Here is a 21,785-nt window from a genome sequence, read left to right as displayed (position 1 = left end):
AAAACAAGGGTTATTTATCCCCTTAAAATCAGTACTTTAAATAAGGATCCGAAAAACCTGATCAGGAAAAATCTCCACATATTGTTTTCAGCGCTTCCAGGGATCCTTTTTCTAATACGTTGGATCGTCGGTTTTTTTACAGGAAATTATTCCACATATGCGGGTGATAACCTTCGCTGAATTTTATCAGCAATGCGCAACCAGACCCTAACCGCGATCAGAAAATCATTCCACATTTGAAGCGCCCATGCACATAAAACCATCAAATTTACCTTTGTGATCCCCTTCTCACTTCGTTCCGGTCCAGGGTTTCTCACCCTGAGCTGATGCACAGGAAAACTTTCCACGTATAGCCAGCATGGGGATCAGAAAATGTCTCCACATTAAGAGGCAATGATCGCGTCAGCAGGAAATTACTCCACATAAGAAGCCCGATGGCGCTCACAGAAAATGTTTCCACATACAGACCGGGACGGGATCAGGAAATTTCTCCACCTAAAGTCATGCAATGTGGTTTTTCGCCGGGTAAGCATCGTGAATATCATCATCTTTGATCAGGAAAACATTCCACATATAGAGACGTGACGTTGTCACATTTATTTTAATATCCTGATTTATAACAATTATTATGCAGTAGCGATGAGAAGATGCTTTCAAGGGATCAGATAATGTTTCCACATAGGGAGGTTCAGGATCAGGAAAAGCTTCCACATATCCCCTTCCCTGACCGCCTCAAAGAGAATGGGTCTGCCCTGTCTGCAGGTATTTGGGATCCGTTATCGGAGTACGTGACATAACGTGACGCTGTCACAGGAAATTGTTCCACATATTAATGTTAGCTATGGGATCAGGAAATCCTTCCACTTATGAGAAACGCCTGTTGTGACAGTCGGTTAGGCAGATGTTAAGCTTACTGTGGCTGTTGGCTGGCGGGTAACCGAGATATCCACAGAAAATCATTCCACATAGATAATAGATTGATCCGTAAAGAAATTATCCACAGAAAAAGACTCTACATTTGGCATGAAAAGGATCCACATCCAACAGGAAGGATCTCCACCTGAAGCAGGAAATACCTCCACAATACGTGTAGTAACCTATTGATAATGAATAGTAAAAACCGTCTCTAAAGAGAAAGATCTAAACTTAAAAAATAAACAAAACATTATTTGATCTTGGGATCTGATCACCCCGGAGTAGATAATTCAAGAAGGGATAAGTTAGCGTTGAAGGCAGACAGAGCAATGTTCTCAGGCAAGATGTCATCAGAAACGGGCCTTGGGAGACCCGATCCAGCCAGTAATCAGCACATTATGACCGTTCGTTGGTGATGAGCCAGGCTTCGATCAGCTCTGTCAGGACGTCTTTCATTTCGCGATCTTGCAGGAAGCAACTGGTTTTAAAGCGGCGATGTAGCTCTTCATCGATATTGGTCTGCAATTTCTTCACTGATGCGGGTGGTTTAGATACCGCTTCCAGTGCAGTCGTCAGTTGTCTGTGCTGGCCAAGTTTCATTTTCATTTCAGCAACTCCGTAATTTCTTTGGTCATAATTTCAATTTCACCTTTCGCGTTTCCGTCTGTCGTATCGAAAACGGTGCCGCCATCCATCATTGTGCGGATGTAAACCTGGCGCTGTGTCGTACCAGTACGCAATGCGGGAACGCCGGTATCGGCTATGGATTCTTTCAACACTTCAAGCATTTTAGCTGACGCGACTTTTTTGGTGATAAGAAAACGGGCAATCACCGGCTGCAAGTTTTCGCGAGCTTCCACGACGGCCAGAATAGCGCCACAGGCAGCAAAATCTAAAGGTGACGGTGTCACGGGGATGAGTACCAGGTCACTCACCATTACCGCCGCGGAAGAAATAGCTGATATTGCAGCCGCACCATCGATCACCACGTAATCGTATTCTTTCAGTTGCTTACGGACGGTATAGACTTCTTTTTCTGAAGCCGCTTCTGCAAGATCGAACAGGCATTTGCTTTCGTCATACCAGTTGCTGATACTCCCCTGCGGGTCGGTATCCACCATTACGACCTTGTGCCCTTGCCGGGCAAGACAGGTTGCTATGTTTATAGACGTCGTGGTTTTCCCTACTCCGCCCTTCCCGTTCAGGAAAGAAATAATTTTCGCTGCCATGACAACCTCTGATGAAGCGTTCAGTGAAGATAACATGATTCTAAAATCATAAGATTTCAGGATTCATAAACTTTGTAATCATAGGATTCTGAGATTTTTAAATCCATGAATCACAGGATTGTGCTGCTACTATAAAGTTTGCATCCGGGGATTTCAATATTTTAGGATTATCGAATTATAATATCTTGTGATTATGAAATCTCAAGATTATGAGATTATGATGCGTGGAGCCAATAAGTAGTAAATCTTGTGATTCCAGGATGATTAAAGCCTGTGATTATATGATTCAGTGATTCCGGTTGGAACGCAGTTGGGATGTCAAAGCAAGTCGGGCAAAAGCAGAGTCATCAATGTACATCTCCGGATTTTAGGATTTTTAAATCTTAGGATTTCAGGATGCAATGATTCCTTATGAGTTTTGCATGTCTTAAGTACATACAGTTTTACGCCAGACATATGAACATCCTGCTATAAAATCTCACCATCTCACCATCTCACCATCTCACCATCTTCGGATTGCGTGATTTCAGCAGTGGCAGGATTGTTTGATTACAGGATTTTTCCAGTCTCAGGATTTCATTCAATCGGACATAATCTCTTAATCCTGGAAGTATTGGAATCCTGTGATTATCATGAACCAGCTGCTAAATATCTTTGAATCCTGGAATCTCTAAATCCTGCAAGGCTGCTATCTTAGGATGAAAGACGGGCTCAGATTATCCTGTACCAGCCTCCGGGTATTCTATGATTACAGGATAATAGAATCCTCGTTAAGATTATAGGATTTCAGGATTACATTAATTAAACACACTGCTGCCTGGCTATCATAAGAGGCAATTGAGAGAATCCTGGAATGCCAGGATTCTTATGTGATTACAGGATTTCAGGATTAAAATCGCAGGTAGGATTACAGGATTTAATGATTAGTTGATGTTTTACATGAAGTTAAGTCAGTTGTAATGATTTTATTTAATGTTATGATTCTGTGATTACAGGATTATATTGAAGGATTACATAATCCTGAGATTCCCATTGAGGATTGTATGATTACAGGATTCTGTGGTGGATCTTCGATTGCAGGATACCATGTGGTTAGTGTCTCGATAGAATCCTGTGATTCTGGTTATTCTGAGATTATACAATCCTGAGATTATGATTGGTCATTCACCTGTACAAATGATTCAGAGATATTGGGATTAAAAGATAGTGGGAATAGCAAATCACCGGATTCGAAGATGCAGGGATTTCAGGATTCTGAGAGTGCAAGATGAGGAGATAGTAGAATATAGGTATAGTGAATCCTGACATCTGGTAATCATTGAATCCCAAGATAAAGAATCTTAGGATTCAACAATCATACAATCATACAATCATACAATCATACAATCAGGTGATTAATGCGTGACAACATCAAGTGCCCGGAGATGTTCAGGTTGCCAGGAAAGAAGCACTTCAGCGCCGGGTTGCCACTCCTGTTTCATTGCAGCCGCAGAAAGTTTAACCATAAAATTATCCTGACCGGCCACTTCCGTCATCATGCGTACGTGATCACCCAGATAAATGAATTGCTGAATTCTTGCCTTCACCTGTTCCATTCCGGGTTGCGGATTATTTACGTGAATACGCTCAGGGCGAATAGAGAGCAAAATCTTTTTGCCCGGCGAGCTTGGGCGAATTTTTACTGCACGCAGTTGAGTGCCGTCATCGAGTGATGCGCGGTAATAGTCGCCTTCGGCAGCATTGTTGGTGGCCAGCAGGCTGTTATTCTCGCCGATGAACTGAGCCACGAATGCATTATCCGGTTTTTCATAAATCACATTCGGGCTGTCCATCTGCTGGATCACACCATCATTGAACACCGCAACACGGTCAGACATCGTCATTGCTTCGCTCTGGTCATGCGTTACATAAACAATCGTCAGATCCAACATTTTATGAAGTTGCTTAATTTCCATCTGCATATGTTCGCGCAATTGTTTATCCAGCGCACCAAGGGGTTCGTCCATCAGCACCAGCTTAGGTTCAAACACCAGCGCGCGGGCTAGCGCAACACGTTGCTGCTGACCGCCCGACATTTGGGCAGGGTAGCGGTCAGCCAGAGATTTGAGTTTGACCATGTCCAGAATGCGGTCAACTTTCTCTTTGATATCAGATTTATTAAGCCGTCGAATGGTCAGTGGAAATGCCAGATTTTCCGCCACGGTCATGTGAGGGAAAAGCGCATAGTTCTGGAACACCATGCCGATATCTCGCTGATGTGGTGGCAAATTATGCAGAGGTTTATCGCGTAATAAGATTTCACCCTGGGTAGGCGTTTCAAAACCTGCAAGCATCATCAGACTGGTGGTTTTGCCGGAACCGGAAGGGCCCAACAGCGTCAGAAATTCTCCTTCGTGCACATCAAGATTGAGGTTTTTGACTACCAGCTTGTCCCCGTCGTAACTCTTTTTGATATTTTTGAAGCTGACATACGTTCTCATCACAGGCACTCCGCAAATAAAATTATCGAAAATGGGATGACGCGACACGGCACAATTTGTGCATAAAACATCCTCAGAAGGATTGTTTGTCTGGCGTTATTAAAAATCTTTACCATCCGCTTCTGACGCTAACAAGCATTTTTTGACAAAATAACACAAAAAATAAGCCTGAGAGAAATCTCGCAGGCTTATGAATCTTATTGTTATTTTTATTTTAAAAGAGTTTATTGCTAGCAGTAAGATCTGTGTTTTACGCAGGATCAGGCAAATCACCTTGCAGGGCCAGCACCCTATTGTCAGCCCCCGGGATTGCACCACCGGCTTGCAGCCTGTGTCGTAAACACTCCACGATGTGCCCGAAAGCCGTTTCAATTTCTTCTTCAGGAACGCAACCGTAACCGAGCAAAAGCCCGCGCCGCGGGGCAGGGCGCAGGTAATATGCCGACAGCGGCCGAGTGAGAATTTTTTTCTGCTCCAGCTCTGCGCTCAGCGCCACATCATCAATCGAATCAGGCAGTGACAAAATCAGATGCAAACCGGCATTGCTGTTTTCACACAGGAATTCCGGACCGAGTTCCTGTTCGATAAGCCGTATCAGGGCATTACGTCGTCTGCCGTAAAGCAATCGCATCCGGCGGATGTGGGCGGCGTAATGCCCTTCGCGAATAAATTCCGCAAGCGTAAGTTGCGTCAGTCCGTTACCGGCACGGTACAACTCGGAGTGCGCAATTTTGAGGCGCGAGGCCAGCGGGCGCGGCAGGACGACATAACTTATCCGCATTGCCGGATACAATGTTTTACTGAACGTACCGATGTAAATCACCGGCGCATCGCTGCTCAGTCCCTGCAACGCGGGGATCGGACTGCCCGAATAGCGAAATTCGCTGTCGTAATCATCTTCCACTACCCAGCTACCTTGCTGGCTGGCGATGGCAAGAATTTTTTGCCGTCGGGCCAGGCTCATCACTGAACCGAGCGGATAGTGATGTGACGGTGTCACGCATATCAGCTTAGGTGCGCGGTCCTGTGGCGGGCTGTCGGGCGGGTTCAGCCCGTTTTCATCCACCGGCACCGGCTGAATATCCACGCCGTTGATGGTCAGCACATTGCGTATTCCCCAGTAGCTCGGTTCCTCAATCCAGGCAACATCGCCCGGGTCACAGAGCATTTTCGCCAGCAAATCCAGCGCCTGGTGGGTGCCGGCGGTGATCAGGATCTGATCTGCCGTGCAGTCAACAGAACGCGCTATACGCAAATAATCTGCCAGCGCATGTTGCAGTTGCGGGCAGCCACCATGGCGGGAGTAGGTGAGGAATTCGGGCGGCAGACGACGGCTCAGACGGTTCTGCAACTTACGCCAGATGTCATGCGGAAATTTTGTGACGTCCGGAACCCCGGGCATAAACGCGCCCCACTGATGCGAGGCAACGCCGGTACGCGTCAGCAGTTGAGAACCGCGCTTGGAAAGTGACACGTGGCTGCGAACCGGTGCGCAGCGCAGAGGTGTTTTATCGGCGATCACGCCGTCTTTCGGTAAATCTGCGGGAACGAAGGTTCCGCTTCCGGTGCGGGTCTGAATGTAGCCTTCGGCCTGCAACTGCTCGTAGGCAGCCAGCACCGTGTTGCGCGAAATATCCAGCTCTTTGGCAAGGTCTCTTGAGGCGGGCAAGCGGCTGCCAGGCGCAATACTGCCATCAAATATAGCCTGTTGTAATGCCTGATAAACCCGCTTGTTCAGCGTGCCGGGCCGGGCATCTGAAAGCTCAGTGAGACGTTGCAAAATGAGGTCAGAAAGCAATGAGCGCAAAAGTGGATCCTCAAAATAAATGAAACTGGTTCTGGATTATAGAGCCGCTGGCGGGATAAAAAACAAGTACAGATTGCTAATTCGACAAATTGTTCATCTCGCAACCGGCAATCTATAAAACATCAACCTGAAGGCAGGAGCGAAAGATGAGTCACAGTGAACTGGAAAAACGCCGTAAAGAAGCGACGCCGCGTGGTGTAGGTGTCATGTGTGATTTCTATGCGGCAAAAGCAGAAAATGCCACGCTGTGGGATGAACACGGGCGGGAATACATCGATTTCACTGCCGGGATTGCGGTTCTGAACACCGGACATCGTCACCCGAAAATCGTTGAAGCCATCCGCAACCAGCTCGACCTGTTCACACACACTTCCTACCAGATTGTGCCTTATGCCAGCTTTGTGAATCTGGCTGAACGCATCAACGCGATTTCTCCGGTGAGCGGCAAAGCGAAAACCACTTTCTTCAGTACCGGCGCGGAAGCTGTCGAAAACGCGGTGAAAATTGCCCGCTCCGCCACCGGTCGCCCGGGCATCATCACTTTCTCCGGTGCATTTCATGGCCGCACGCTGCTGACCATGGCGTTGACCGGCAAAGTAGTGCCTTACAAAGTGGGCTTCGGGCCGTTCCCGGCCTCGGTCTTCCACGCCCAATATCCCAACGCCGTTCACGGTGTCACCACTGAAATGGCACTCGACAGTATTGAACGTATTTTTCGCAGCGATATCGCGCCGCAGCAGATTGCTGCGATCCTGTATGAGCCGGTACAAGGCGAGGGCGGTTTCAATATCGCGCCGGAAGATTTCGTGAAAGGGCTGCGCGAAATCTGTGACCGTCACGGCATCGTGATGATTGCCGACGAAGTACAGAGCGGCTTTGCGCGTACCGGTAAAATGTTCGCGTCAGAATACTATCCCGATGCCAAACCGGACATCGTCACGATGGCGAAAAGCCTCGGCGGCGGTTTGCCGATCTCGGGCGTAACCGGGCGCGCCGGGCTGATGGACGCACCGGAGCCGGGCGGCCTTGGCGGTACTTACGCGGGTAATCCGCTGGCCGTGGCCTCTGCGCTGGCAGTGCTGGATATCATCGAAGAAGAAAAATTGTGCGAGCGCGCAAATCGTCTCGGTGCAGAGCTGACTGAAGTACTCGGGAAAGCCAAAGCGAATTGTGCGGCACTGGTGGATGTCCGTGCGCGTGGTTCAATGGTGGCGGCCGAATTTAACGATCCCGTGACCGGAAAACCTTCTTCTGAACTGACCAAACAGTATCTGCGCAAAGCGCTGGACGCCGGATTGCTGATGCTCAGTTGCGGTGTGCATGGCAACGTGATCCGTTTCCTTTATCCGCTGACCATTCCTGATGTGCAGTTTAAAGAAGCCCTGGCAATTTTGTCCCGTGTGCTGACTGACTGAGGAAACCTGCGCATCGGGCTGAGTGATTAGCCGTTCAGACAGAGTGCACAGATGCACGAAAGCAGTGCCAATAATAAGAAACTGAGTGTCATGAGGCATAAAAAAATCACATAACGCCTCTTCAATCCCTGTCCGCCCGCCGTTCTGTGCGTGGCGGATGGACTCAACCGGAATGGCATGGTTTATGCTTCATTATAAAATATGATGCATCATATTTTTAACAGTGCCGTTCTCTTAGCGTTTTTCCTTACTTTTTCGTTAACCCAGGAGTCACAGCATGTTCAAGAAAATAGCCCTTACCACGCTTCTTGCAGGGTTGGTGTTTCAGTCTCAGGCGGAATCCCTGACCGTGATTTCTTTTGGTGGCCTGAATAAGGACGCCCAGGACAAAGCATTTTACAAACCTTTTGCGGCAGCAGGAAAAGGCACGATTGAGCCAGGAGAATACAATGGCGAAATGGCGCGCATCCGTGCCATGGTTGAAACCAAACAGGTTGGCTGGGACGTCGTGGAAGTGGAAAGCCCGGAGCTTATCCGCGGCTGTGATGAAGGGCTGTTCGAACCGCTGGACTGGAACAAGCTGGGCGACAAAACGCAGTACGTGCCGGGCGCGGTCACCGAATGTGGTGCGGGCATCTTCCTGTGGTCAACCGTGCTGACTTATGACGCCAGTAAACTGAAAAAAGCGCCAACCAGCTGGGCCGACTTCTGGGACGTGAAAGATTTTCCGGGCAAACGCGCACTGCGCAAGAGCGCCAAATTCACGCTGGAAATCGCCTTACTGGCAGACGGTGTGAAACGTGAAGATATTTACAAAGTCCTGGCAACCCCTGCGGGCGTTGAACGTGCTTTCAAAAAACTTGATCAGATCAAACCGAACATTCAGTGGTGGGAATCCGGTGCACAGCCGTTGCAATGGCTGGTGTCCGGCGATGTGGTCATGACCTCTGCGTATAATGGCCGCGTCAGCGCCGCGCAAGGTGAAGGCCACGATTTCAAAATGGTCTGGGACAACAGTCTCTACGACCTCGACAGCTGGGCCATTGTCAAAGGTTCCAAACACAAAGATCTGGCCGAACAGTTTATAGCCTTCGCCAACAAACCTGAAAACCAGAAAGTCTTTGCCGAAACCATCCCCTATGGCCCGACCGAGAAGTCGGTCACCGGCATGATAGACGCGAAATATGCTCAGAATCTGCCAACCGCTGAGAAAAACCTGGCAGGCGCTTTGCAGGTAGATACTCACTTCTGGATTGAGCATGGTGAAGATCTCGAGCAACGGTTCAACGCCTGGTCTTCTAAGTAGTCGGCCCTTCATCCTTCAAGCTGCACCTGCGCTGGCTTCACTCGTGAACCCCGGTCACATACTCAAGTATGCTCCCGGGGATCCGTCTCGTTCGCCGCCTTGCTGCAACTCGAATGATTTTGGGCTGTGAGCCCGATAAAAGCATAAAAACCTCGCAGCGGGAGAAAAACATGAGTCAAACCGAAATGTTGACCACACCGGTGACGGAGGAATCAGCAGAAGGGCCAACATTGCGTCAGCGTCTGCGTAAAGTGGAAGCGGCGTATACGCGTCGTTCTTTATTGCTGATCGCGCCGCTGTTGCTGTTTGTTATTGTCAGTTTTCTGTTCCCGATTGCGTCCATTCTGGGCAAGAGTGTGACTAATCCGGAACTGGGCGCAACCCTGCCGGAAACTGTGGCGCAGCTTGCACACTGGGACGGCAAAACCGTGCCGGATGAAGCGACGTTTACTGCACTGGTCACCGATTTGCGTCATGCCCGCAGCAGCGGTCAGATGGCAAGCATTGCCAAGCGTTTAAGCTACGAAGATAACCGTTACCGCAGCCTGATCACTGGCACATTACGTCACGTACCCGCGGGAGGGGGCGCGATCCGTGAACCGTTAATCCAGAGCATGCCGCTGTGGGGTGAACTCAGCACCTGGCAGACGCTGCAACGTGCTTCGGGTCCGGTGACTTCTCTCTATTTATTGTCGGCGTTCGACCGGAAGGTAGACGTGGATACTGGCAAAGTTGTCGCACTGCCACCGGATCAGGCGCTGTACGTCAACGTGCTGCTGCGCACATTGTGGATGGCGCTGGTGGTGACGATTTGCTGCGTCGTGCTGGGTTATCCGCTGGCGTACTGGCTGGCAAAACAACCTTCCGGACGCGCGAATTTGCTGATGATTCTGGTGTTACTGCCGTTCTGGACGTCGTTGATTGTCCGCACGGCCAGCTGGATTGTGCTGTTGCAATCGGGCGGCCTGATTAACCGGGCGTTACTTTCCACCGGCATTATCGATCACCCGCTGGTGATGGTGTTCAACCGCCTCGGCGTTTATATCTCGATGACGCACATCATGCTGCCGTTTATCGTCCTTCCTTTATATGCGGTGATGAAAAGCATTTCGCCTAATTATGTTCGCGCCGCGATTTCACTGGGTGCGCATCCTTTCTCCGCCTTCTGGCGGGTGTACGTGCCGCAAACCTACGCGGGTGTCACGGCCGGTGCATTGCTGGTGTTTATGATGGCGATTGGTTACTACATCACGCCTGCGTTGCTGGGCGGTCCGGGCGATCAGATGGTCAGTTACTTCGTGGCGTTCTTTACCAATACAACCATGAACTGGGGCATGGCCGCAGCGCTGGGCAGTCAGTTGCTGGTGATTGTGGTGCTGCTGTACATCGTTTACATCCGCGTTACGCGCACCAAAGCTGAAATTGCAGCGCATTAAGGAGCCCGAAGATGAAACACGCAATGAGACAAAAAGGGGCGTTAATCCTGCGGTTATGGCGCTGGTGTTTTAATTTCTACAGTGCGGCGGTCCTGCTGTTTCTGATTGTGCCGGTGCTGATCATCGTGCCGCTGTCATTTAACGCCGGTTCGTTTCTCAGCTATCCGCTGACAGGTTTTTCGCTGCGCTGGTATCAGACGTTTTTCCATTCCAATGAATGGCTGAGTTCACTGGGTAACAGCCTGCTGATTGCGCCACTGGCGACTTTGCTCGCCACTCTTCTCGGCGTTCTGGCTGCGGTCGGGCTGGTGCGCGGTGAATTTCGCGGTAAATCACTGGTGATGGCCATTCTGATTTCGCCGATGATCGCGCCGGTAGTGATTATCGCCGTTGGCATGTTCTTCTTCTTTGCCCGCGTATCCCTGCTCAACAGTTATCTCGGGCTGGTGCTGGCACATGCATTACTTGGCGTGCCGTTTGTGGTGATCACGGTAGTGGCGATACTCAAAAATTACGACCGCAATTTATCCCGCGCCGCCGCCAGCCTCGGCGCGTCGCCGTGGACCGTATTCCGTAAAGTTACGCTGCCGCTGATTGCGCCGGGTGTTTTCTCCGGGGCGCTGTTTGCGTTTGCGGCGTCATTCGACGAAGTGGTGGTGACGTTATTTCTTGCCAGCCCGCGTCAGCGCACGCTGCCTATCCAGATGTTTGCCGGTATTCGTGAAAACCTCGACCCGACCATTGCGGCGGCGGCGTCGCTGATGGTCGGTGCATCGCTGATTTTGCTGCTGGTGATGGAACTGCTGCGCCGCCGTGGCGAACGCCTGCGTCATTCGACGGCAACACACTGACGTTAAATTCATCAGAGGACTTTACAGGTCCTCTTTTTTTGATTATTCCTGATGCATCAAATATCAAAAATAACGGGAGCCATTTCTCATGACTGACACAACTCAGAAAAAAACGCTTTTGCTGACCGGCGCAAGCCGTGGCATTGGTCACGCGACGGTCAAACATTTCTATGCTGCGGGGTGGCGGATTTTCACCGCATCGCGGCAGAACTGGGTGGATGAATGTCCGTGGGCAGAGGGTTTTCTCAATCATATTCACCTGGATCTGGAAGACATCGACAGCGTGCAGAAAGCCCTGCCGATGATCAAAGAACGCCTCGGCGGACGGCTGGATGCGCTGGTCGATAACGCGGGTATTTCACCGAAAACCCCTACCGGTGGTCGTCTCGGTGTGCTCGACAGTGATTACGCCACCTGGTTGCAGGTGTTTAACGTCAACCTGTTTTCAACCGCCATTCTGGCAACCGGATTATTTGATGAACTGAAAACCGCACAGGGCAGCATTATCAACGTAACCTCGATTGCGGGCAGCAAAGTGCATCCGTTTGCCGGTGTGGCCTATGCCTGTTCTAAAGCGGCGCTCTCGACGCTGACCCGCGAAATGGCACACGAATTCGGCCCGCACGGCATACGGGTAAATGCCATTGCGCCGGGGGAAATTGATACCGCGATCCTCTCGCCGGGCACGCAGGAAATTGTCGAGCGCAGCGTGCCGTTGCAGCGACTGGGTAAGGCTGAAGAAGTCGCTTCACTGATCCATTTTCTGTGCACATCGGGCGCTTCTTACGTGAACGGCGCTGAAATACATGTGAACGGCGGTCAGCATGTCTGAAGCGCCGTCATTGCTCACCACGGAGGTACCGCGTGTCAGCAGGTCGCAGGCAGAAAATATTGCTGCGCAGGTTTACGGGCTGGAAGGCAAAGCGGAGGTGCTGGGCGGCGAACGCGACAGCAATTTTTGCCTGACCACGGGGCCTGGCCACGCTTACATGTTGCGGTTTGTTAATCCGGCGGAAGTGCCCGCAGAAGTGGCTTTCCAGACCGCCATTCTCAGCCATCTGGCGATACGCGACAGCCAGTTGCCGGTGCCACGGTTGCAGGAAAGTCGCCACGGTGAACTTACGCCGCAGGTGACGGTTGACGGACAAATGCTGACACTGCGTGCCGTCAGTTATCTGCCCGGTATCGCGCAATATCAGGTGTCGCGTTCAGCGGTGCTGATGCGGGAAATTGGCGACACGCTGGCACGGCTGGATATCGCGCTGAGCGATTTTAACCATCCCGGCGCACAGCGTGATCTGCTGTGGGACATCAGCGACATGTCACGCCTCGAGGGCTGGTTAACGCAACTCACTGACCCTGAGCAGCGCCGCACCATTACCCGCGTGCTGGAAACCCACCGGCAAAAAGTGGTTCCGGCCAGCCAGCGGTTGCGCAGACAAGTGATCCACAATGACCTGAATGCCCATAACGTTCTGGTAAACAGCGCTGATCCGCAGCGTCTCGCGGGCATTATTGATTTCGGTGACGCCCTTCACGCGCCCCTGATTAACGAACTGGCTACCGCCCTGGCTTATCAGCTAGATAGCGACGGCGACGATCTTTTCCTCTATTGCCGTCCGATGATTGCTGCGTATACCGCGCGTTTGCAACTCACCGGTGCCGAGCTGGATGTTTTACCGGAACTGGTGGCGTCACGACTGGCGCTGAGTCTGCTGATTGCCCAGCATCGTGCGGTGCTGTATCCGCAAAACCGTGATTATATTTTGCGTAATCAGGTGCATGCATGGGGAAGTTTATCGCGTCTGATGGCGCTGCCGTTTTCGCAGACTGACCTGATATTTCGTCAGTCATGCGCGTTTGAACAGAAATAAGAGGCCGTTATATGCTCACTCCGAAACAGGTTTTAGAAGGTCGTCAGCAATTTCTTGGCGGCGGTTACCGGCTGTTTTATCAGGAACCGCTGCATGTGGTGCGCGGCGAAGGCGTCTGGTTATATGACAGCGAAGGGCGGCGCTATCTGGATGCTTACAATAATGTTGCGTCTGTCGGTCATTGCCATCCGGCGGTGGTTGAAGCCATCACCACGCAGGCCGCGCAACTCAATACACACACGCGTTATCTGAATGATGCGATTGTCGAATTTGCTGAAGATTTCCTGACCGAGTTTCCTCCTGAGCTGCGCAACCTGACCATGACCTGCACCGGCAGCGAAGCCAACGATCTGGCGCTGCGTGTCGCACGACAAATTACCGGCGGGCAGGGCGTTATTGTGACGAGCTGGGCGTATCACGGTGTGACCAGCGCGCTGGCAGAACTTTCCCCCTCGCTTGGTGACGGGTTTGAGCAAGGCAAAAATGTCTGGCTGACTGATGCGCCGGACACGTTCCGCCATCCCGGCGTATTCTCTGCGGGCGTGGAGCGCGCGCTGGAAGAAATGAAACACGCGGGCGTGAAACCGGCGGCGCTGTTAGTGGACACGATTTTCTCCAGTGATGGTGTATTCAGCCCGGACCCGCTGGACATGCAGCGCGCCGTCGGGCTGGTGCGTGCGGCGGGTGGATTATTTATCGCAGACGAAGTGCAGCCCGGTTTTGGCCGTACCGGCAGCCAGCGCTGGGGATTCGCCCGCTACGGCGTGACGCCTGACCTGGTCAGTCTGGGCAAACCGATGGGTAACGGTCATCCGGTCGCCGGGCTGGTCGGCAGACCGGAACTGTTCGCGGAATTTGGCCGCCGTCAGCGCTATTTCAATACTTTCGGCGGTAACCCGGTTTCCTGCCGCGCCGCGCATGCCGTTTTACAGATTTTGCGTCGTGAAGAGTTGCAGCAGAACGCGCAGATGACCGGCGCAATCTTGCGTGAAGGGCTACAAAAACTGGCGCAACGTTATCCGGTCATCGGCGATGTACGCGGCGACGGTTTGTTTATCGGTGTGGAACTGGTGAGCGATCAGCGCAATACGCCTGCGCCGGAACTGGCGGCATTTATCGTCAATGAAATGCGCCAGAAACAGGTTTTGATTAGTGCTACGGGACCGGCGGCGAACGTCCTGAAAATTCGCCCGCCGCTGGTCTTCCAGCCGGAACACGCGACGCTGTTGCTGCAAACACTGGCAAGCGTGCTGGCGGAGATGCCGGGATAAGGAACGCACATTTGCGAAACCGAATGTGCTATAGAATTCAGGAACATCGGCTATCCGCGTAATGTATGCGCCTTTAGCTGATGAGGTACTGAATGTCGGGTCTTGAATGTAGCGATTTAAAAATCTTAGTCAATTCATAACAAAAACAGAGTTAACTCTTTATCAAAAAGATCTTTGTTGAAGACCTGGTGAGTGGTATTTTAAAATCACATGAGGGAATTATAAATTACTTGAATGTATTAAGAATGTGATGGTTACTCAGGGAGTAAAGAATGATTTATTCAAGTTGGAAGTGGGTAGTATTACTCCCGTTACTTACAAAACCTGTTTCATTTGTTTTATTTGGTGGTGTGGTCTCTTCACTTATTATTTTCCCTTTATTGTACAGCCAGGATGTTCAGGAGTGGAAAGGCAATATTAATAACATTCAAAATATGGGCAGCTTTTATGATTCAGATAATTTGCAAGGAGATATCTCAGCAGGAAACTATATCAGGAATCCTTCACAATACACTGAGGTGCAAGTTAAGACTTTACTGTTCTCTAAGTCAGGAAATCCGCAAGAATGTAACGCCAAAATCCGAGAGTTTTTAACTTCAGTCAAAGAAATACAGCCTCATAATATTCCCGTTGTATTAAATAAAGTGTGTGCTAATCGTGGATTTGCTATCGGAAGGTTTGCTGATGAGAATACCATCATTTCTATTTTACCCTTGCATGATAAAGGCTACAGTTTAGTCGGGGTTAAAATACGTAAATACTCCATTCTGGGAAAACCCGCTTTCTCGAAATCTATAATGAATTTTTCGAACGTCTGGCCTGCATTAATTATTATCATTTTATCGATGGTTATTAGCTATTTACTGTCATTAATAGCAGGAGGATATCTCCGGGTCCTCAATGAATATGCATCTAAAGATGGATTAACAGGATGTTTACGAAGGGAGGCATTTTACGCGAAAGCAAGTTACGAATTAGAAAAATCCAAGAAAAATAATGTGCCTTTTAGTGTTTTAGTGATCGACCTTGATCATTTAAGAGACGTGAATAACACCTATGGCCATGCCAAAGGTGATACGGCTATTTCTCTGATTGCTGAAACAATACTTAAGAGCTTACGTGGAACTGACTTTGTTGGCAGGGTGGGAGGCGATGAATTTATCGTTATACTTAAAGATACCACACCTGCAGATGCATTATTAATCGCAAACAGGATCCGTCATTCAGTGAAGAGTTTAAAACTTGATGATTTATCTTTATCAGTAAGTATCGGTATCTCTCAGTGTGAGAAACAGAATGCAACATTACAAGAAATAATTTCTAAAGCCGATACGAATCTCTATCTGGCAAAGCGTCAGAGAAATGAAGTTGTTTTTGAAAATGATATCCTCAGGTAATTTCTGTTGTTACATAATGCCAGTTACTACTGGCTGATGTTTTCTTCTATGTGTCAAATAAATGCGATTTCACTTAATACATTAAAAAGAGTCCGCGAGATAATCTCAGACCCCCTGAATACCCTTTTTTCTCAGCGCATACGTTAGCACGCACGCTACAGGACTTCGCGACTTACGCTCAGAAACTCGACCATCTTCTGGCTGCCGTCGAGAATGTCTTCCTGAATGGCACGCCTGGCGGTTGCGCCGTCGCCTTTACGCAGTGCAATCAAAATCTCTTCGTGATGTTCAATGGCCATACGTTGTGAGAAATGAGCATAAGCCTGTGCAATCAGCGGGCCGGTGCGCATCCATAAACTGTCGATGAAATTGCTTAAAAGGGGCATCCGCGCACTTTGTGAGAGCATCAGATGGAACTCGCTGTTGAGGCGCAGTGCTTCGGGCAAATCTTCGCTGCTGATGGCTTTGCGGTTATCTTTAATATTCTGCGTAATCCGTTGCAACTCATATTCCGTTACCGATTGCGCTGCTTTCTCCGCCCCGAGACCTTCCAGTTCCAGCCGTAAGGTGCGAATTTCCTGATATTGCTGTTCATCGAGCTGCGGTACGCGGATGTCTTTCGGGGTACGCATTTCCAGCGCCTGTTCTTTGGCCAGCTGTAAAATCGCATCCCGCACCGGCGTGACACTGGTACCCACCTGTTCGGCCAGTTCGCGGATACGTAAACGATCATTAGGTTTCAGGCGGCCGGTAATCAGTGCCTCGCGCAAGGTGGCGTAAACGCTGCTGCCCAGATAGGCGTGATTAATTGAGTTGATGGGATAATTCAAAAGTTCACCGTAGCAATGAGAGTGCGCATACCCGGAGTTGGGAAGAGGCCGTGGAAAACGATTATACAACATGATGCATCAAATGTGAGGATGGCGGGGGCAGCCTTTTCTTTCTTTTGAAGCGACTGCCTGGCCAGATATCATGCTGACCAGGCAGGGTTATTACATGACCAGCTTAACTTCCTGCTTCCTGCGGAGCAGGGTCATCCTGCAAGTGCTTTTTAAAGTGTTTCTCAATCTGTTCTAACGTTTTACCCTGCGTTTCAGGCGCAAAGATAATGGCAAATATTCCGCCTGCGACACCGATGGCGGCAAAGCAGAAGAATGACATCGTCAGCCCGATAGACTCCAGCATGATCGGGAACATAAAGGCGATGGAGAAGTTGGTCATCTGCATGGCAAATACCGATACGCCGTTAGCCATGCCGCGGATGCGCATTGGGAACATTTCCGACAGCAGCAGCCAGGTAACAGGCGACAACGCGCCCTGCTGGAAGCACAGGAAAATCAGCATACCGCCAAGTACCAGATAGCTGCGAACCGCATCGGGATGACCGTTGACAGTTTCCGGCATCAGCCAGGTGACTAATCCGATGGCAAGCAGCGTCAGGGTACAGCCGATCTGACCGGTCAGCAGCAGCGGACGGCGCCCGAAACGGCTGAGCAGCATGATGCCCACAAACGTCATGATCACTGAGATGACCCCGTTGGCGATAGTCGCCATCAGAGACGCATTAGTGCTTAACCCCGTGGCCTGCAACATGGTCGGTGCGTAGAACATAATGGTATTCACGCCGGAGAGTTGTTGCAGCATGGCGATACCAATCCCCAGAAACACCAGACGTTTCATCCACACGGAGATAGTCTTCTGGCGGCGGGAATGCTTCTCGCTTTTGGAACTCATGGAACTGCGGATCTCGCTCAGCTCTTTCTCTACTCTGCCTGCCTTACGGGTACGCTCCAGCACGTCACGCGCTTCGCGATAGCGGCCGTGCATGGCATACCAGCGCGGAGTATCAGGCAGGAAAAGCATCCCGACCCACAGCACCACGGCCGGAACGCAGGCGACACCCAGCATCCAGCGCCAGGTGGTTTCGCCACCCCACACTTCGTTGATGGCCGCATTACTGGTATACGCAATCAGCTGGCCGGAGACGATCATCAGTTCCTGTAATGTAACGAACTGCCAGCGGCGATGAGAGGGGACGATTTCCGCGATATAGATGGGCACAATCGCTGCCGCGCCACCGACTGCCAGCCCCAGAATAAACCGGCAGATGATCATTATCACGACGTTGGGCGCCATGGCACAACCGAGCGAACCGGCCATAAAGATCAGTGCCATCACCAGAATGACTTTCTTACGTCCGAAACGATCAGCCACGCGACCAGCACAGACTGCACCCACAGCCGAACCCAGTATCAGGAAGCTGGTGACCATCCCGGTTGTTAACGATGTCAGATGCAGATCGTGCTTCATGAACAGCAAAGCACCGGCAATCACCCCGGTATCGTAGCCAAAAAGTAAGCCACCCAGGGTGGCAATAAAGGCAATTACTTTCACCAGCGGTTCGGTCGGTTGCGAGGCTTTCGCCGCATCATCCCGACCGCCACTGTTTATTTTCTCACTCACAGATGCTCCCTAATCATTACTTTTCTTATGGTTTTTGTGTGACTTATGTCACACATTATAAATCTAACGCATAATCCGGATATTGAAAGGAAACGGGAAAAATGAAGGGAAACGAAGGCTGGTGGCGCTGAATTTAACGGGGGAAATATTACTTTTTTGTGACGAGATATTCGTAAAAGTGATTAGTAATGCTTAACAAATAAACATCAAAAATGTCAGGCTCCATCAAACGATGATGAGGCCTCTATTCTTACCTAAAAGTGAGTCACAGCGCGCATTGGTTTGATATCCCACAAGGAATAATTTGAGTTAAGCGTGGGAAGATCTTTTCCTTTTTGAGCCAATGTTATGAAAAATAAATGTGACATAATTTCAAATATTACCCGGCGTGATTTCGTCAAGGTCAGCAGCATGGTGGCTGCGCTTCCTCTGGCCGGATTCAAATTCAGTCATGCCGTCGATAAATCTTCTGTTACCCCTTCAGGATTAGCGCCATCTCCGGTCAACGTGGTGGCGACATGTAGTACGTTTGACTGCGGTGGAAAATGTGATATCCGGGCGCATGTTCAGGACGGCGCAGTTATTCAAATTACCACGCGGCCTGATGCAGAACTTGACCCTGCCATGCCGGTGATGCGTGCCTGTGTCCGTGGACGGAGTTACCGGAAGTTTGTCTATCATCCTGATCGTCTGAAATATCCGATGAAGCGCGTTGGCAAACGCGGTGAAGGCAAATTTGTCCGGATAAGCTGGGATGAGGCGACGACGCTTATTGCTGAAAATCTGCAACGTATTACTGCAAAATACGGCCCGTCATCGCGCTACGTGCATGTCGGGACCGCAGTCAGCGGCGGCGCATTCTCCGGCGATACTATGGCCCGCCGGTTATTGAATCTGACCGGCGGTCATCTCAGTTCCTACCATTCTGTCAGTATGGGAAATACGGCGGCGGCGACGCCCTACACCTACGGCACGGCGGCGAGCGGTAACACGCTGGATACGCTGGCAGATACGCCGCTGGTGATCCTGTGGGGGCATAATCCGACTGAAACCATTTTTGGTCACACCAATCACTATTTTCAGCAGATGAAGCAAAACGGCACGCGCTTCATTGTGGTAGATCCGCGCTATTCAGATACCGCTTCTTCGCTGGCGGATGAATGGATCCCGCTGCGTCCTTCAACAGATAACGCGCTTATGGATGCGATGATGTACGTCATCGTCAGCGAAAATCTGCACGATAAAGCCTTCATTGAGCGCTATACGCTCGGATTTGATGAAAGCTCAATGCCGGAAGGCGTGCCGCCGAACGAATCGCTGATGGCGTATCTGACAGGTGCTAAAGATGGCGTGAAAAAAACGCCAGAATGGGCGGAAGTGATCACCCATGTTCCGGCTCAGACCATCCGCCGGCTGGCCAGAGAGTATGCAACAACCAAACCTGCTGCACTGATCCAGGGCTGGGGGCCACAGCGGCATAATTGTGGCGAACGTACCGCGCGCGGCTCGACGCTGCTGGCCACCCTTACCGGCAATGTCGGGGTCAAAGGTGGCTGGGCGGGCGGTTACGGCGGCATTGGCAACCGTAAATTCACCACGGGGCCGGAGATGCCGGACAATCCGGTGAAACAAAAAATCTCGGTGATGAACTGGGTACAGGCAGCCGATGACGCGAGCCTTGTCACACCAAAGGACGGGCTGACCGGCGGGGAAAAACTCGACAGCAATATCCGCATTCTTTTCTCTCTCGCGGGTAATTATCTGGCTAACCAGAACCCGGATATCCATCAGGCCGTAAAGGTGCTCGAAGATGAATCGAAAATTGAATTCATTGTTGCCAGCGATCTTTACCTCACGCCAAGCGCTAAATATGTCGATCTGCTGCTGCCGGAAACCAGCTTTATGGAACGCTGGAATATCGGTGAAACCTGGGGCACCGGCAATTATCTGATGTTGTCTGAAAAACTGATTGAACCCCCATTTGAAAGCCGGTCGGATTACGACTGGTTACGCGAGGTGGCAGCAAAACTGGGCGTCGAACAGGAATTCAGTCAGGGGCGTACGGAGAAAGAATGGATTGTCCACATCTGGGAGAAAACCCGTCAGGCGATGCCGCAGGAGGAACTGCCGACCTTTGAACAATTGCAGGTCACCCGCCGACATCTTTTCAAAAGCGCGCCGCATGTGGCGTTTGAAGAGAATATCCGCGACCCGAAAAACCATCCTTTCCAGACACCTTCCGGCAAAATCGAGATTTTCTCGCGCAGGCTTTATGACATGAATCACCCGGAAATCCCGGCGTTATCGCACTATGTGCCCGCTCACGAAGGGCCGGAGGATGCACTTTCGGCGCGATTCCCGTTGCAGCTGATTACCTGGAAAGGCAAAAACCGGGCGAACTCGACGCAGTATGCCAACCCGTGGTTGCAGGAAGTGCAGACACAAAAACTGTGGATCAATCCGCTGGATGCCCAACGGCGCGGTATCGCGCAGGGCGACAGCGTACGTATTCACAATGACCGTGGTGTGACGCAAATTCCGGCGGAAGTGACTCAGCGGATTATGCCCGGTGTGGTGGCGATGCAGGCTGGTGCCTGGTGGCAGCCGGATGCCAGCGGTGTCGATCACGGCGGTTGCGCCAACGTACTCAGTTCGGCGCGTATTACCGCGCTGGCGAAAGGGAATTCCCATCAAACCATGCTTGTGGAGGTTGTTAAGGCATGAGCCAGTTTATTGATTATCCACCGGTCAGCGGCCGCCAGCTCGGCTTCTTTATCGATTCCTCACGTTGTTCCGGCTGTAAAGCCTGTCAGGTCGCCTGCAAAGATAAAAACAATCTTGAAGTGGGCAGGCGTTTTCGCCGTATCTATGAAATCAAAGGGGGCGGTTTCATCCCCACAGGCATGGGCGGAATGATCAACAACGTGTACGCCTATACGCTGTCTATTTCCTGCAATCACTGCAAAGACCCGGTTTGTACTAAAAATTGCCCGACCACGGCCATGCATAAACGTCCTGGTGACGGCATTGTGCGGGTGAATATCGATAAATGCGTCGGTTGCGGATACTGTGCGTGGTCTTGCCCGTACGGTGCTCCTCAGCTGAATACGCAGACCGGTCAGATGTCGAAATGTGATTTCTGTGTCGATTTGCAGGCAAGCGGTCAGCAGCCGGTATGCGTCTCAACCTGTCCGTTAGGTGCGATCAAATTTGGTCCGATCGATGAATTACGGACGAAATACGGCAGCCTCTGTGATGTTCAGGGATTGCCAGATTCAGCGCTCACTCACCCCAATCTGGTCATCAAACCGCACCAGGGTGCAGAAAAAGGGAGTCAATAA

General features: G+C 50.7%; 17 protein-coding genes. 10 read left to right on the top strand and 7 right to left on the bottom strand.

Annotated features, from left to right (window positions below; translation table 11 throughout):
- Nucleotides 1-501 precede the first annotated feature (501 nt).
- The 5 genes from LC431_RS14055 to LC431_RS14035 all read right to left on the bottom strand — a co-directional run bounded on the left by LC431_RS14055 (nucleotide 502) and on the right by LC431_RS14035 (nucleotide 6,431).
- Nucleotides 502-711, bottom strand: coding sequence for a hypothetical protein (locus LC431_RS14055; protein ID WP_157962090.1), 210 nt, complete (start codon nucleotides 709-711; stop codon nucleotides 502-504).
- A 600-nt stretch (nucleotides 712-1,311) separates the two neighbouring features.
- On the bottom strand, nucleotides 1,312-1,521 hold the full coding sequence (locus LC431_RS14050; RefSeq protein WP_013577993.1) for a plasmid partition protein ParG: 210 nt from the start codon (nucleotides 1,519-1,521) through the stop codon (nucleotides 1,312-1,314).
- A complete protein-coding gene (parA, locus tag LC431_RS14045) occupies nucleotides 1,518-2,144 on the bottom strand; it encodes a ParA family partition ATPase (protein ID WP_013577994.1) in 627 nt (208 codons plus the stop codon). Before parA ends, LC431_RS14050 begins: the two co-directional genes overlap by 4 nt.
- A gap of 1,394 nt (nucleotides 2,145-3,538) precedes the next feature.
- Nucleotides 3,539-4,624 carry an ABC transporter ATP-binding protein gene (locus tag LC431_RS14040; RefSeq protein ID WP_121019855.1) on the bottom strand — a complete coding sequence of 362 codons (1,086 nt, stop codon included), beginning with the start codon at nucleotides 4,622-4,624 and terminating at the stop codon, nucleotides 3,539-3,541.
- A 250-nt stretch (nucleotides 4,625-4,874) separates the two neighbouring features.
- Nucleotides 4,875-6,431 carry a PLP-dependent aminotransferase family protein gene (locus LC431_RS14035; protein ID WP_013577996.1) on the bottom strand — a complete coding sequence of 519 codons (1,557 nt, stop codon included), beginning with the start codon at nucleotides 6,429-6,431 and terminating at the stop codon, nucleotides 4,875-4,877.
- Between the two features lie 146 nt (nucleotides 6,432-6,577).
- On the opposite strand from LC431_RS14035, the gene LC431_RS14030 reads away from it, so the two are divergent.
- The 8 genes from LC431_RS14030 to LC431_RS13995 all read left to right on the top strand — a co-directional run bounded on the left by LC431_RS14030 (nucleotide 6,578) and on the right by LC431_RS13995 (nucleotide 15,981).
- Nucleotides 6,578-7,846: a 4-aminobutyrate--2-oxoglutarate transaminase gene (locus LC431_RS14030; protein ID WP_119262366.1), complete on the top strand. Its 1,269-nt coding sequence runs from the start codon at nucleotides 6,578-6,580 to the stop codon at nucleotides 7,844-7,846.
- Between the two features lie 277 nt (nucleotides 7,847-8,123).
- Complete coding sequence (locus tag LC431_RS14025) at nucleotides 8,124-9,152, top strand: ABC transporter substrate-binding protein (protein WP_223510005.1); 1,029 nt, start codon at nucleotides 8,124-8,126, stop codon at nucleotides 9,150-9,152.
- Between the two features lie 170 nt (nucleotides 9,153-9,322).
- A complete protein-coding gene (locus LC431_RS14020; RefSeq protein WP_166860949.1) occupies nucleotides 9,323-10,588 on the top strand; it encodes an ABC transporter permease in 1,266 nt (421 codons plus the stop codon).
- Between the two features lie 23 nt (nucleotides 10,589-10,611).
- Entirely contained in the window at nucleotides 10,612-11,439 is an 828-nt protein-coding gene (locus LC431_RS14015; RefSeq protein WP_131637575.1) for an ABC transporter permease, read from the top strand.
- Nucleotides 11,440-11,527: 88 nt separating this feature from the next.
- Nucleotides 11,528-12,271, top strand: a complete 744-nt coding sequence (locus LC431_RS14010) for an SDR family NAD(P)-dependent oxidoreductase (protein ID WP_014416620.1) — start codon at nucleotides 11,528-11,530, stop codon at nucleotides 12,269-12,271.
- A complete protein-coding gene (locus LC431_RS14005) occupies nucleotides 12,264-13,313 on the top strand; it encodes a phosphotransferase (RefSeq protein ID WP_119262365.1) in 1,050 nt (349 codons plus the stop codon). Before LC431_RS14010 ends, LC431_RS14005 begins: the two co-directional genes overlap by 8 nt.
- Before the next feature lie 11 nt (nucleotides 13,314-13,324).
- Nucleotides 13,325-14,584: an aspartate aminotransferase family protein gene (locus LC431_RS14000; RefSeq protein WP_013578003.1), complete on the top strand. Its 1,260-nt coding sequence runs from the start codon at nucleotides 13,325-13,327 to the stop codon at nucleotides 14,582-14,584.
- Between the two features lie 272 nt (nucleotides 14,585-14,856).
- Nucleotides 14,857-15,981 carry a GGDEF domain-containing protein gene (locus LC431_RS13995; RefSeq protein ID WP_013578004.1) on the top strand — a complete coding sequence of 375 codons (1,125 nt, stop codon included), beginning with the start codon at nucleotides 14,857-14,859 and terminating at the stop codon, nucleotides 15,979-15,981.
- Nucleotides 15,982-16,136: 155 nt separating this feature from the next.
- Here LC431_RS13995 and LC431_RS13990 read toward each other — a convergent pair whose 3' ends face one another.
- Entirely contained in the window at nucleotides 16,137-16,811 is a 675-nt protein-coding gene (locus tag LC431_RS13990) for a GntR family transcriptional regulator (protein ID WP_153375148.1), read from the bottom strand.
- Between the two features lie 175 nt (nucleotides 16,812-16,986).
- The gene (locus LC431_RS13985; protein WP_037032721.1) at nucleotides 16,987-18,444 is read right to left on the bottom strand and encodes a sugar porter family MFS transporter; all 1,458 of its coding nucleotides are present in this window, start codon (nucleotides 18,442-18,444) and stop codon (nucleotides 16,987-16,989) included.
- 348 nt (nucleotides 18,445-18,792) lie between these two features.
- Here LC431_RS13985 and LC431_RS13980 point away from each other — a divergent pair, with 348 nt between their 5' ends.
- Both LC431_RS13980 and LC431_RS13975 read left to right on the top strand, forming a co-directional pair.
- Nucleotides 18,793-21,168 (top strand): DMSO/selenate family reductase complex A subunit, encoded by a 2,376-nt coding sequence (locus LC431_RS13980; RefSeq protein WP_223510004.1) that lies wholly within the window; start codon nucleotides 18,793-18,795, stop codon nucleotides 21,166-21,168.
- Nucleotides 21,165-21,785 carry a DMSO/selenate family reductase complex B subunit gene (locus tag LC431_RS13975; protein WP_223510003.1) on the top strand — a complete coding sequence of 207 codons (621 nt, stop codon included), beginning with the start codon at nucleotides 21,165-21,167 and terminating at the stop codon, nucleotides 21,783-21,785. Before LC431_RS13980 ends, LC431_RS13975 begins: the two co-directional genes overlap by 4 nt.

Origin of the sequence: Rahnella sp. GSA61A (assembly GCF_019969905.1) — a bacterium.
In the GTDB taxonomy this organism is placed as follows: Bacteria; Pseudomonadota; Gammaproteobacteria; order Enterobacterales; family Enterobacteriaceae; genus Rahnella; species Rahnella aceris.
The sequence above is the reverse complement of the archived record's forward strand: the minus strand, read 5'-3'. Positions and strand labels throughout refer to the sequence as shown.